The following is an 11,775-nucleotide window of genomic DNA, read 5'->3' as shown; positions in this document are numbered from 1 at the left end:
GGTCCTTCCCAGGTCCTTGCAGGGGCGGCGACTTCACCCGAAGCGTCGCCCCTGAATCTTTCTTCTGGATGTGTTGACTTGCCCTGCGAGCCACATGCATAATCGCTGACTCTGCTGGCTTGAGCGCGTGCCTAGCCGCCCGCTGCGCAAGCCAGTTTCGCCCCCAGCTGCGTCCTGATCAAATTCTTGAACAGGACGTACGACGGGCCCAAGACTGACCGCAGTGGTGGCCATCCGGCCGCAGCCAGAGCGGGACAAGTTGGGGATAGACATGATCCAAATGCAATCGCGACTCGACGTCGCGGACAACACGGGTGCGAAGTCCGTCATGTGCATCAAGGTGCTTGGCGGTTCGAAGCGTCGTTACGCCAGTATTGGCGATGTGATCAAGGTCAGCATCAAAGAAGCTGCGCCGCGTGGTCGCGTCAAAAAGGGCGAGGTCTACAACGCCGTGGTCGTGCGCACCGCCAAGGGTGTGCGCCGCCAGGACGGTTCGCTCGTCAAGTTCGATGGCAACGCTGCGGTGTTGCTCAATGCCAAGCTCGAGCCGATCGGCACGCGCATCTTCGGCCCGGTCACCCGCGAACTGCGGACCGAGCGCTTCATGAAGATCGTGTCGCTCGCTCCTGAAGTGCTCTAAGCCGACGGCGAAGGACAGGCCATGAACAAGATTCGCAAAGGCGACGAGGTCATCGTGCTGACCGGTCGCGACAAGGGCAAGCGCGGCGCTGTGTCGCTGCGCGTGGACGAAGACCACCTGGTCGTTGACGGCGTGAACGTCGTCAAGAAGCACGTCCGCCCGAACCCGCTCAAGGGCACGACCGGTGGCATCGTCGACAAGACCATGCCGATTCATCAATCGAATGTGGCGATCTTCAACCCCGCGACCGGCAAGGCCGACCGCGTGGGCATCAAGCTCCTGGCTGACGGCAAGAAAGTGCGTGTCTTCAAGTCCAGCGGCGACGAGATCAAGGCCTGAGGCAGGAACCTGAAATGGCTCAACAACAAGCTCGCCTGCAAGCCTTCTACAACGACACCGTCGTCCCGTCGCTGGTCGAGAAGTTCGGCTACAAGTCGGTGATGGAAGTGCCGCGTTTCCAGAAGATCACCCTGAACATGGGTGTCTCGGAAGCCGTGTCGGACAAGAAGGTCATGGACCACGCCGTCGGCGACCTCACCAAGATCGCCGGCCAGCGCCCCGTCGTCACCAAGTCGCGCAAGGCCATTGCCGGATTCAAGATCCGCGAGAACGTGCCCATCGGCTGCATGGTCACGCTGCGTGGTGCCCGCATGTTCGAATTCCTGGATCGCTTCGTCACCATCGCGCTGCCGCGCGTGCGTGACTTCCGCGGTATCTCGGGCCGTTCGTTCGATGGTCGTGGCAACTACAACATCGGCGTCAAGGAACAGATCATTTTCCCCGAAGTCGAGTACGACAAGGTGGATGCTCTGCGTGGTCTGAACATCAGCATCACGACGACGGCCAAGACCGATGACGAGTGCAAGGCGCTGCTGTCGGCCTTCCGCTTCCCGTTCAAGAACTGAGGTGTACGGTGGCAAAACTGTCCTTGATCCAGCGTGAAGAAAAGCGCGAGAAGCTGGTCGCCAAGTACGCCAAGAAGTTCGCAGAACTGAAGGCCATCATCGGTGACCAGAGCAAGTCCGAAGACGAGCGTTACCTCGCTCGCCTGGCGCTCCAGAAGCTGCCCCGCAACGCGAATCCCACGCGTCTGCGCAGCCGCTGCGAGATCACCGGTCGTCCGCGTGGCACTTTCCGCAAGTTCGGACTGGGCCGCACCAAGATTCGTGAACTGGCCTTCCGTGGCGACATCCCCGGTGTCGTCAAGGCGAGCTGGTAAATCGGCCCCAGGGCACGAACAGGAGTGATTCCATGAGCATGAGTGATCCGATCGCGGACATGCTGACCCGCATCCGCAACGCGCAGATGGTCGAGAAGGCCAGCGTTGTGATGCCGTCGTCCAAGCTGAAGGCTGCCATCGCGCAGGTCTTGAAGGACGAGGGTTACATCGACAGCTACGCCATCAAGGCAGACGGCGGCAAGGCCGAACTGCAGATCGCGTTGAAGTATTACGCCGGTCGCCCGGTGATCGAACGCATCGAGCGCGTCAGCCGTCCTGGCCTGCGTATCTACAAGGGCCGCCATGACATTCCCCATGTCATGAACGGTCTCGGTGTGGCCATCGTCACCACGCCCCAGGGCGTGATGACCGACCGCAAGGCGCGCGCTGCCGGTATCGGTGGCGAAGTGCTCTGCTACGTCGCTTAAGGACAGGAGCAGCAGATGTCCCGCGTTGGAAAGATGCCGATCGCCGTCCCGCAAGGCGTGGACGTGTCGGTCACCCCGGAGCAGATCAGTGTGAAGGGTGCCCTCGGCACCCTGGTGCGCCCCGCGCACAGCCTGGTCAGCGTGAAGAATGAAGCTGGCACGCTGAGCTTCGCGCCGACCAACGAGTCGGCCGAAGCAAACGCGATGTCGGGTACTGTGCGGGCGCTGGTCGCCAACATGGTCACTGGCGTCAGCAAGGGTTTCGAGCGCAAGCTCAATCTGGTTGGCGTGGGCTTCCGCGCCCAAGCCCAGGGTCAGAAGCTCAACCTGCAGATCGGGTATTCGCACCCGGTCGTCAAGGACATGCCGGCCGGTATCAAGGTCGAATGCCCGACGCAGACCGAGATCCTGATCAAGGGTGCTGACCGCCAGGTCGTCGGTCAGATCGCAGCAGAGGTGCGCGCCTTCCGTCCTCCCGAGCCCTACAAGGGCAAGGGCATCCGTTATTCGGATGAGAAGGTCACGCTCAAAGAGACCAAGAAGAAGTAAGGAGCCGCACCATGTTGAACAAGAAGGAACAGCGGCTGCGTCGCTCCCGTCAGACCCGTGCCCGCATCGCCTTGCAGGGTGTCGAGCGCCTGACCGTCTTCCGCAGCAACCTGCACATCTACGCCAGCGTGATCTCCGCCGATGGCGGCAAGGTCCTGGCGTCGGCCTCGACGGCCGAGAAAGACGTTCGTTCGGAACTGGGTGCTGGCAAGGGCGGCAACGTCAATGCAGCCCAACTGATCGGCAAGCGCATCGCGGAGCGTGCGAAGGCAGCAGGCGTCGAGAAGGTCGCATTCGACCGTTCGGGCTTCGCCTACCACGGCCGCGTCAAGGCACTGGCCGAAGCTGCCCGCGAAGCGGGTCTGCAGTTCTGATCCGCGCGTCGGCAAACCAAGGAACATCAAATGGCTAAGTTTCAACCCAAGGTGGCTGACGAAGGTCGCGACGATGGGATGCGCGAGAAGATGATCCAGGTCAACCGCGTGACCAAGGTGGTCAAGGGCGGTCGGATCATGGCATTCGCGACCCTGACGGTCGTCGGCGACGGCGATGGTCGCGTCGGCATGGGCAAGGGCAAGGCACGTGAAGTGCCGGTGTCCGTGACCAAGGCGATGGAGCAGGCGCGTCGCAACCTCGTGAAGGTCCCGCTGCGCAATGGCACCGTCCCGCACAACGCGACCGGCGAACACGGCGCTGCCAAGGTTCTGCTGGCGCCTGCGCCGGCGGGTACCGGCATCATTGCTGGCGGCCCGATGCGCGCCATCTTCGAAGTGATGGGTATCACCGACATCGTGGCAAAGAGCCTCGGTTCGTCGAACCCGTACAACATGGTTCGCGCCACGTTCGACGCTCTGTCCCGCATGACGACGGCTTCTGAAGTCGCAGCCAAGCGCGGTCTGACGATCGAACAGATCTTCAACTGAGCGCCGGGAGTCCATCATGGCTGAACAAAAGACCCTCAAGGTGCAGCTGGTTCGCAGCCCGATCGGCACCCAGGCATCGCACCGCGCCACCGTTCGTGGCCTGGGCCTGCGCAAGCTGAACAGCGTCTCGGAACTGCAAGACACGCCGGCCGTGCGCGGCATGATCAACAAGATCGCCTACCTGGTGCGCGTGCTCTGAGCGGCGCGCGTCATCAAGGAAGAATGACATGGAACTGAATTCGATCAAGCCGAGCTCGGGTGCCAAGCACGCCAAGCGTCGCGTCGGTCGCGGCATCGGCTCGGGCCTGGGCAAGACCGCAGGTCGCGGTCACAAGGGCCAGAAGTCGCGTGCTGGTGGCTACCACAAGGTGGGCTTCGAAGGCGGACAGATGCCGCTGCAGCGTCGCCTGCCCAAGCGTGGCTTCAAGTCGCACCTGCTGAAGTTCAATGCCGAGATCAACCTCAGCGAACTGAATGCGCTGGGCGCCGATGAAGTCGACCTCCTGATGCTCAAGGCCGTCGGCCTCGTGGGTGAGCTGGTTCGCAACGTCAAGGTCGTGAAGTCCGGCGAGCTGACCCGCAAGGTCGTGCTCAAGGGCATCGGTGCGACCGCTGGCGCCAAGGTCGTCATCGAAGCCGCTGGCGGCTCGTTGGTCGACTGAGCGACAGAACGCTGCCAAGCACAGGTACTCCGTGGCAACCAACGCGAATCAACTGGCCAAGAGCGGCAAGTTCGGCGACCTCCGTCGCCGGCTCGTCTTTCTGCTGCTGGCGCTGGTGGTGTACCGGATCGGGGCTCATATCCCGGTTCCGGGCATCAACCCCGATCAACTGGCGGAACTGTTCAAGGGCCAGCAGGGCGGCATCCTGAACCTGTTCAACATGTTCTCGGGTGGCGCGCTGTCCCGCTTCACCGTGTTCGCGCTCGGCATCATGCCGTACATCTCTGCATCGATCATCATGCAGCTGATGGGGTATGTGGTGCCGACGCTGGAAGCGTTGAAGAAGGAAGGCGAAGCCGGTCGCCGCAAGATCACGCAGTACACCCGCTACGGCACGCTGGCACTTGCCATTTTCCAGTCGCTGGGCATTGCGCTCGCACTGGAAGGGTCGGCTGGGCTGGTGGTGAATCCGGGCCCGATGTTCCGGATCGGCGCGATGGCAAGCCTCACCGCTGGCACGATGTTCCTGATGTGGCTGGGTGAACAAATCACCGAGCGCGGTCTGGGCAACGGTATTTCCATCTTAATTTTCGCGGGTATCGCCGCTGGTTTGCCCAGCGCGATCGGCGGGCTCTTGAATCTGGTGAACACCGGTTCGATGAGCATCATCGTTGCCTTGTTCATTGTTTTGTTGGTCGTGGGCGTCACGTTCGCCGTGGTGTTCGTTGAACGTGGGCAGCGCAAGATCCTGGTGAACTACGCCAAGCGACAGGTCGGCAACAAGGTTTATGGCGGCCAGTCGTCGCACCTGCCGCTGAAGATCAACATGTCGGGTGTGATCCCGCCGATCTTTGCGTCGTCGATCATTTTGCTGCCGGCGACGGTGGTTGGCTGGTTCGCGACCGGCGACAAGCTGACCTGGCTGAAGGACATTTCCTCGGCCTTGTCGCCCGGACAGCCGATTTATGTCCTGCTGTATGCGGCCATGATCGTGTTCTTCTGCTTCTTCTACACCGCGCTGGTTTTCAACAGCCGTGAGACCGCAGAGAACCTTAAGAAGAGCGGCGCATTCATCCCGGGTATTCGCCCGGGTGACCAGACCGCTCGACACATCGACAAGATCCTGGCGCGGTTGACGCTGGGAGGGGCGGTCTACATCACCTTGGTGTGTTTGCTGCCTGAGTTTCTGGTTCTGAAGTACAACGTCCCGTTCTATTTTGGTGGCACCTCGCTGCTGATCATCGTGGTCGTGACGATGGACTTTTGGGCCCAAGTGCAGTCCTATGTCATGTCCCAGCAATACGAAGCTTTGCTCAAGAAGGCGAGCTTCAAGGCTGGGTGATGTTCTGGTTGTGCGATGGCCAAGGACGACGTCATCCAGATGCATGGTGAGGTTGTTGAAAACCTCCCCAACGCGACGTTCAGGGTGAAGCTGGAAAACGGGCACGTGGTGCTCGGCCATATCTCCGGGAAGATGCGCATGCACTACATCCGCATCCTGCCAGGCGACAAGGTGACAGTGGAACTGACGCCGTACGATCTTTCCCGTGCTCGCATCGTTTTCCGGGCGAAGTGAGCGACAGCCGTAGAGTCCCGGAAGACAAAGCGCTTAGCCGATCAAGGAGAAGACCATGAAAGTCTCCGCATCCGTCAAGAAGATCTGCCGCAATTGCAAGATCATCCGCCGCAAGGGTGTGGTCCGTGTCATTTGCACCGACCCGCGCCACAAGCAGCGCCAGGGCTGAGCCTTCCTGGGCTGTCACCGAATAGAGGACGCACATGGCACGTATTGCTGGTATCAACATTCCGCCGCACAAGCACACCGAGATCGGCCTGACGTCGATCTACGGCGTGGGCCGCACCACGGCTCAAAAGATCTGTGAGGCTTGCAGCATCCCCTTCAACAAGAAGGTCAAGGATCTGACGGACGCCGATCTCGAAAAGATCCGCGACGAAGTCGGCCGCCTGACCATCGAAGGTGACCTGCGCCGCGAGATCTCGATCAACATTAAGCGACTGATGGACCTGGGCTGCTACCGCGGCTTCCGCCATCGTCGTGGTCTGCCGGTCCGCGGCCAGCGCACGCGCACCAACTCCCGCACCCGAAAGGGTCCGAAGAAGGGCCCGCAGGCGCTGAAGAAATAATCGAGGCGTCGCCCCGGAGAACATGATTCATGGCTAAAGCACCCGTCAACAACGCAGCCCGTCGCGTCAGCAAGAAGGTTCGCAAGAACATTGCCGACGGCGTCGCGCATGTGCACGCGTCCTTCAACAACACGATCATCACGATCACCGACCGTCAGGGCAATGCGCTGTCGTGGGCTTCGAGTGGCGGTCAGGGCTTCAAAGGCTCGCGCAAGTCGACCCCGTTTGCTGCGCAGGTCGCTGCAGAAGTCGCAGGTCGTGCTGCTCAGGAACAAGGCATCAAGAACCTTGACGTCAAGATCAAGGGCCCCGGCCCGGGTCGCGAGTCGTCGGTTCGCGCGCTGGCATCGCTGGGCATCCGTATCGCGTCGATCTCCGACGTGACGCCGGTTCCGCACAACGGCTGCCGTCCGCAGAAGCGTCGCCGCATCTGAACCCGATGCGTGACCCGTCGGGCTTTCCGGCCCGATGTGCAGCAAATGGCTGCATGCCCGGTTTATAATTTCCGGCTGTCCGGCGAGGCCCAGGTGCGTCGCCGGATTTTCCATTGAGGCGTGCATCTCCCTGCCGGAGGATGTGCGGCGACGGGTCTGCCCGTCGGTCGGAATCGCCTCGCTGATAAGCCCACTGTCGGGCTGCCTCGCACGGTGCGCTTGACGCGACGGTCCGTGTGTTGAGCCCGACTTGCGCGGTGCGCCGATCCGGCCCCGCGTCAGCACAGACACAAGGACAAGACTGTGGCACGTTACCTCGGCCCGAAGGCCAAACTTTCCCGCCGCGAAGGCACCGACCTGTTCCTGAAGAGCGCCCGCCGCTCGATCAGCGACAAGGCGAAGTTCGAATCCAAGCCTGGCCAGCACGGCCGCACCTCGGGTTCGCGCACCTCTGACTTTGGCCTGCAGCTGCGCGAGAAGCAGAAGGTCAAGCGCATGTACGGCGTCCTCGAACGCCAGTTCCGCCGCTACTTCGCCGAAGCCGAGCGCCGCAAGGGCAACACGGGCGCGAACCTGCTGATGATCCTGGAATCGCGCCTGGACAACGTCGTCTACCGCATGGGCTTCGGCTCGACCCGCGCCGAGGCTCGCCAGCTGGTGTCGCACAAGTCGGTGACGGTCAATGGTGAGGTCGTGAACATCCCGTCCTACCTGGTCAAGGCCGGTGACGTCGTGGCCGTGCGCGAGAAGGCCCGCAAGCAGCTGCGCATCGCTGATGCGCTCAAGCTCGCCGACTCGATCGGCCTGCCGGCCTGGGTCTCGGTCGACCTCAGCAAGATGGAAGGTGTCTTCAAGAAGACGCCGGACCGCGACGAGTTCGGCGCGGACATCAACGAATCGCTGATCGTCGAACTGTATTCGCGCTGATCGGTCGGAGCGGCCCCTGTCGGGACGTCGGAAACGATGTCCTGCCAGCCGGGCCGCTGCGCCGTTTGGCCTTTGCCGAAGGTCCGGCCTCTCCCGGATCTTCGGCTGGTCCCGCAGCCTTATCGGTGTAACGAGCCGAGGGTATTGACAGGAACTTTCGATGCAAACCAATCTGCTGAAGCCCAAAGCCATCAACGTCGACCCGCTTGGCGGTCACCGTGCCAAGGTGACGCTCGAGCCGTTCGAGCGTGGCTACGGGCACACGCTGGGCAACGCGCTGCGTCGCGTCCTGCTGTCGTCGATGGTCGGCTACGCGCCCACCGAAGTGACGATCGCCGGCGTGCTGCACGAATACTCCACCGTTGACGGTGTGCAGGAAGACGTGGTTCACATCATGCTCAACCTCAAGGGCGTGGTGTTCCGTCTGCACAACCGCGACGAAGTCACGTTGGTGCTGCGCAAGGAAGGCGAGGGCCCGGTCAAGGCCAGCGACATCCAGACGCCGCATGACGTCGAGATCATCAACCCGGACCACGTGATCGCTCACCTGGCCCAGGGTGGCAAGCTCGACATGCAGATCAAGGTCGAGAAGGGCCGTGGCTACGTGCCTGGCAGCATGCGCCGTTATGCGGATGAGCCGACCAAGTCGATCGGCCGCATCGTCCTGGACGCCTCGTTCTCGCCGGTAAAGCGCGTCAGCTACGCGGTCGAAAACGCCCGCGTTGAGCAGCGCACCGACCTCGACAAGCTGGTGATGGAGATCGAGACGAATGGCTCGATCTCGCCGGAAGAGGCGATCCGTGCGTCGGCCAAGATCCTGGTCGAACAGCTGGTGGTGTTCACCCAGATCGATCCGGGCGAAATGGCCTCGATCATCGACTCGCCGCAGCCGCGCGCCCAGCACTTCGATCCGATCCTGCTGCGCCCGGTCGACGAGCTCGAACTGACGGTGCGTTCGGCCAACTGCCTGAAGGCCGAGAACATCTATTACATCGGTGACCTGATCCAGCGCACCGAAACCGAGCTGCTGAAGACCCCGAACCTGGGTCGCAAGTCGCTCAACGAGATCAAGGAAGTGCTGGCCTCGCGTGGCCTCACCCTTGGTGCTCGTCTCGAGAACTGGCCGCCCCAGGGTCTCGACAAGCGTTGATTTCTTGAAAGTGGAGTGGCGGCTTGAACCGCCCTCCGGTGCACCCGGCGGTACCTGATCCGGCCGTCGGTATTCATAAGGAAAGGAAAGCACCATGCGTCACGGCAACGGCCTCCGCAAACTCAATCGCACCTCCGCCCACCGTCAGGCGATGCTGCGCAACATGGCCAACTCGCTCATCGAGCACGAGGCCATCAAGACGACCGTCCCCAAGGCCAAGGAACTGCGTCGCGTCGTCGAGCCGCTGATCACGCTGGCCAAGGAGCCGACGGTCGCCAATCGCCGCCTGGCCTTCGACCGCCTGCGCAACCGCGACAACGTCGTCAAGCTTTTCGACGTGCTGGGCCCGCGCTTCAAGGCGCGCCCGGGCGGCTACACCCGCATCCTGAAGATGGGATTCCGTGTGGGCGACAACGCGCCGATGGCTTTCGTTGAGCTGGTTGACCGCGAGGACACCACCACCGACGTGCCGACCGCCGCTGAATAAGTCGCGTTTGACACCCGAAGGGCCGGCATTGCCGGCCTTTTTTCATGGGCGGTCGACAAGTGCCTGGATCAGGTCGGCGACGCGGACTGGCCCAAGGTGGTGACGAGCCAGCCCAAGGCGTGGCGCACGGTCTGACGACGCACGGCGCGGCGATCACCGGTGAAGTGGCAGACCTCGACGTGCTGACGCCCTGGCAGCGACCAGCCGAACCAGACGGTGCCGACTGGCTTGTTCGGTGAGCCACCGGTCGGTCCGGCCACGCCCGTGACAGCGACCGAAACCTGCGCTGCGCTGTGTGCGCAGGCGCCCCGGGCCATCGCGGTGGCAACGGGTTCGCTGACCGCGCCGTGGGTGGCGATCAGCTCGCCGGATACGCGGAGCAACTCGGACTTGGCGGCGTTGCTGTAGGTCACGAAGCCACGCTCGAACCAGAGGCTGGATCCCGACAGCTCGGTGCAAGTGGCCGCGATCAGGCCGCCGGTGCAGCTCTCGGCGCTGGCCAGCATCCAGCCCCGCGCCATCAGTTGCTGGCTCAGTGTCTGAGCCAGTGCCAGCAGCTCGTCGTCGCTGACCTCGGTCGACGTTGCGATGCCGTTCATGCCCAGCCCAACCAAACCATGAGGCGCTCGACAACGGCCAGCACGAACAGGCTGCAGCCCGCAGCGACCAGGTCATCGAAGAGGATGCCGAAGCCGCCACGCCAGCCGCCACCCTTGAAGACCTGATCGGCCCAGCGCACCGGTCCAGGCTTCGCCGCGTCGAAGTAGCGGAACACCGCGAAGGCCAGCAACTGCATGGCCCAGTCCGACGGCGCGATGACCCAGAGGATGAGCCAGAAGGCGAGAACCTCGTCCCAGACGATGAACCCGGGATCGGCGATGCCGGCGTGACGGGCCGTCACCGTGCAGGCCCACCAGCCCAGCGGCAGGGACAGCCCGATGACCCAGCCCCAGTCCGAGGGCGCGAGGTAAGCCCCGAAGACCAGCCAGGCGACCCAGGCCCACAGCGTGCCGAAAGTGCCGGGCGCCTTGGGGCTGAGACCACTGCCAAAGCCGAGCGCGATCAGGTGAGCCGGGTGAGCCAGCATGAAGCGGCCGTCGATGCGGGGACGTTTCGACGCACGTGGCGCCACCTCGATGTCATCGGCTTGTCCGCCCGCATCCCGTGGCGTGCCGCTCATGCCCTGCCGCCTTCCTGCGTGCCGAAGTGGTCATAGCCTGACCATGGGCCTTCCAGCGACCGCCCCATCGCATCTCGCACCTCGACGCCGGGCGCCTCCACGATCTGGCCGATTGCGTGCACGGCGACACCGGCTCGTTGCGCTGCCTCCTGCACGTCGGCATCCCGCGAGGGCGGGGCGGTGAACAGCAGTTCGTAGTCGTCGCCGCCCGCGAGCAGGCAAGCGAGCACGGTCTCTTCGGGCAGCCCCGCCAGGGCAGGATGACGCGGCAGGCGGTGGGCGTCAATGCGCGCGCCCAGCGCCGCATCCGACGTCGGCCCGGAGCGCGCGAGCACATGCGCCAGATCGCCAAGCAGGCCGTCCGACAGGTCGATCGCGCTGCTCGCCACGCCCCGCAGCGCCAGGCCCAGCCCGACCCGGGGTTGCGGGTACTCCATCGCCAGCCGGCCGGCTTCGAATGAAGCGCCCTCCAGACGCAAGGTGCCTCGCACCGCGTCGAGCCAGAGCCGTGCCCGCCCCGGCCAACCGCTCACCCAGATGACGTGCCCCGGCCGCGCGCCACTGCGCAACAGCGCCTGTCCCGGCGGCACCTGACCCATCACGGTGATGCCGATGGTGAGCGGACCGGCGGTGGTGTCGCCGCCGACCAGTTCGATGCCGTGCGCATCGGCCAGGGCGTGCAGGCCGCTGGCGAAGGCGCCGAGCCAGGCGTCGTCGACGCGGGGCAGGGCCAGCGACAAGGTGTAGGCCATTGGCTCGGCGCCACAGGCCGCGAGGTCCGACAGGTTCACCGCCAAGGCCTTGTGGCCGAGCGCCTGGGGTGCCACCGTCGACAGGAAGTGCCGGCCTTCGACCAGCAGGTCGGTCGACACCGCCAGTTGCTGGCCCGGCGTCGGCGCCAGCAAGGCGCAGTCGTCGCCCACACCCAGCGGCTGGTGTCGCACCGGCCGGTCGAAGTGGCGTCGGATCAGGTCGAATTCGCCGAGGGGCATCGGGGCTCGCGGGCGAGCCGCGTCGTCAAAAGCCTGGAT

General features: G+C 63.7%; 21 protein-coding genes. 18 read left to right on the top strand and 3 right to left on the bottom strand.

What is annotated here, in order from left to right; translation table 11 throughout:
* Nucleotides 1-271 precede the first annotated feature (271 nt).
* The 18 genes from rplN to rplQ all read left to right on the top strand — a co-directional run bounded on the left by rplN (nucleotide 272) and on the right by rplQ (nucleotide 9,564).
* Nucleotides 272-640: a 50S ribosomal protein L14 gene (gene rplN / locus EV685_RS10540; RefSeq protein WP_130481970.1), complete on the top strand. Its 369-nt coding sequence runs from the start codon at nucleotides 272-274 to the stop codon at nucleotides 638-640.
* Between the two features lie 21 nt (nucleotides 641-661).
* Nucleotides 662-979, top strand: a complete 318-nt coding sequence (gene rplX / locus EV685_RS10535) for a 50S ribosomal protein L24 (RefSeq protein WP_130481969.1) — start codon at nucleotides 662-664, stop codon at nucleotides 977-979.
* A gap of 14 nt (nucleotides 980-993) precedes the next feature.
* The gene (rplE, locus tag EV685_RS10530) at nucleotides 994-1,545 is read left to right on the top strand and encodes a 50S ribosomal protein L5 (protein WP_130481968.1); all 552 of its coding nucleotides are present in this window, start codon (nucleotides 994-996) and stop codon (nucleotides 1,543-1,545) included.
* An 8-nt stretch (nucleotides 1,546-1,553) separates the two neighbouring features.
* A complete protein-coding gene (gene rpsN, locus EV685_RS10525) occupies nucleotides 1,554-1,859 on the top strand; it encodes a 30S ribosomal protein S14 (RefSeq protein WP_130481967.1) in 306 nt (101 codons plus the stop codon).
* Nucleotides 1,860-1,891: 32 nt separating this feature from the next.
* Entirely contained in the window at nucleotides 1,892-2,287 is a 396-nt protein-coding gene (gene rpsH, locus EV685_RS10520) for a 30S ribosomal protein S8 (protein WP_130481966.1), read from the top strand.
* A gap of 15 nt (nucleotides 2,288-2,302) precedes the next feature.
* On the top strand, nucleotides 2,303-2,836 hold the full coding sequence (gene rplF, locus EV685_RS10515) for a 50S ribosomal protein L6 (RefSeq protein ID WP_130481965.1): 534 nt from the start codon (nucleotides 2,303-2,305) through the stop codon (nucleotides 2,834-2,836).
* A gap of 11 nt (nucleotides 2,837-2,847) precedes the next feature.
* A complete protein-coding gene (gene rplR / locus EV685_RS10510; protein WP_130481964.1) occupies nucleotides 2,848-3,210 on the top strand; it encodes a 50S ribosomal protein L18 in 363 nt (120 codons plus the stop codon).
* A gap of 30 nt (nucleotides 3,211-3,240) precedes the next feature.
* On the top strand, nucleotides 3,241-3,759 hold the full coding sequence (gene rpsE, locus EV685_RS10505) for a 30S ribosomal protein S5 (protein ID WP_130481963.1): 519 nt from the start codon (nucleotides 3,241-3,243) through the stop codon (nucleotides 3,757-3,759).
* 16 nt (nucleotides 3,760-3,775) lie between these two features.
* A complete protein-coding gene (rpmD, locus tag EV685_RS10500) occupies nucleotides 3,776-3,958 on the top strand; it encodes a 50S ribosomal protein L30 (RefSeq protein ID WP_207224805.1) in 183 nt (60 codons plus the stop codon).
* Between the two features lie 28 nt (nucleotides 3,959-3,986).
* Nucleotides 3,987-4,421, top strand: a complete 435-nt coding sequence (gene rplO, locus EV685_RS10495) for a 50S ribosomal protein L15 (protein ID WP_130481961.1) — start codon at nucleotides 3,987-3,989, stop codon at nucleotides 4,419-4,421.
* Between the two features lie 31 nt (nucleotides 4,422-4,452).
* Nucleotides 4,453-5,763, top strand: coding sequence for a preprotein translocase subunit SecY (secY, locus tag EV685_RS10490; protein ID WP_130481960.1), 1,311 nt, complete (start codon nucleotides 4,453-4,455; stop codon nucleotides 5,761-5,763).
* 15 nt (nucleotides 5,764-5,778) lie between these two features.
* Nucleotides 5,779-5,997, top strand: coding sequence for a translation initiation factor IF-1 (infA, locus tag EV685_RS10485; protein WP_130481959.1), 219 nt, complete (start codon nucleotides 5,779-5,781; stop codon nucleotides 5,995-5,997).
* A gap of 55 nt (nucleotides 5,998-6,052) precedes the next feature.
* A complete protein-coding gene (gene rpmJ / locus EV685_RS10480) occupies nucleotides 6,053-6,166 on the top strand; it encodes a 50S ribosomal protein L36 (protein WP_012348927.1) in 114 nt (37 codons plus the stop codon).
* 34 nt (nucleotides 6,167-6,200) lie between these two features.
* Nucleotides 6,201-6,566, top strand: a complete 366-nt coding sequence (gene rpsM / locus EV685_RS10475) for a 30S ribosomal protein S13 (protein WP_130481958.1) — start codon at nucleotides 6,201-6,203, stop codon at nucleotides 6,564-6,566.
* Between the two features lie 29 nt (nucleotides 6,567-6,595).
* Nucleotides 6,596-7,000, top strand: a complete 405-nt coding sequence (gene rpsK / locus EV685_RS10470; RefSeq protein ID WP_012348925.1) for a 30S ribosomal protein S11 — start codon at nucleotides 6,596-6,598, stop codon at nucleotides 6,998-7,000.
* A 303-nt stretch (nucleotides 7,001-7,303) separates the two neighbouring features.
* Nucleotides 7,304-7,927 carry a 30S ribosomal protein S4 gene (gene rpsD / locus EV685_RS10465; RefSeq protein WP_130481957.1) on the top strand — a complete coding sequence of 208 codons (624 nt, stop codon included), beginning with the start codon at nucleotides 7,304-7,306 and terminating at the stop codon, nucleotides 7,925-7,927.
* A gap of 160 nt (nucleotides 7,928-8,087) precedes the next feature.
* Entirely contained in the window at nucleotides 8,088-9,077 is a 990-nt protein-coding gene (locus tag EV685_RS10460; protein WP_130481956.1) for a DNA-directed RNA polymerase subunit alpha, read from the top strand.
* Nucleotides 9,078-9,171: 94 nt separating this feature from the next.
* The gene (gene rplQ, locus EV685_RS10455; RefSeq protein ID WP_130481955.1) at nucleotides 9,172-9,564 is read left to right on the top strand and encodes a 50S ribosomal protein L17; all 393 of its coding nucleotides are present in this window, start codon (nucleotides 9,172-9,174) and stop codon (nucleotides 9,562-9,564) included.
* Between the two features lie 68 nt (nucleotides 9,565-9,632).
* Here rplQ and EV685_RS10450 read toward each other — a convergent pair whose 3' ends face one another.
* From EV685_RS10450 to thiL, 3 genes are read right to left on the bottom strand one after another with little or no spacing between them, the layout of a single operon-like run.
* Entirely contained in the window at nucleotides 9,633-10,163 is a 531-nt protein-coding gene (locus EV685_RS10450; RefSeq protein ID WP_130481954.1) for a CinA family protein, read from the bottom strand.
* Nucleotides 10,160-10,744, bottom strand: a complete 585-nt coding sequence (locus tag EV685_RS10445; protein ID WP_130481953.1) for a phosphatidylglycerophosphatase A family protein — start codon at nucleotides 10,742-10,744, stop codon at nucleotides 10,160-10,162. Before EV685_RS10445 ends, EV685_RS10450 begins: the two co-directional genes overlap by 4 nt.
* Nucleotides 10,741-11,736, bottom strand: a complete 996-nt coding sequence (gene thiL / locus EV685_RS10440; RefSeq protein ID WP_130481952.1) for a thiamine-phosphate kinase — start codon at nucleotides 11,734-11,736, stop codon at nucleotides 10,741-10,743. The genes EV685_RS10445 and thiL overlap by 4 nt, the downstream gene beginning before the upstream one ends.
* Nucleotides 11,737-11,775: the final 39 nt, after the last annotated feature.

The organism is Sphaerotilus mobilis, from assembly GCF_004216565.1.
In the GTDB taxonomy this organism is placed as follows: Bacteria; Pseudomonadota; Gammaproteobacteria; order Burkholderiales; family Burkholderiaceae_C; genus Sphaerotilus; species Sphaerotilus mobilis.
This window is presented reverse-complemented; position numbering and strand designations above follow the sequence as displayed.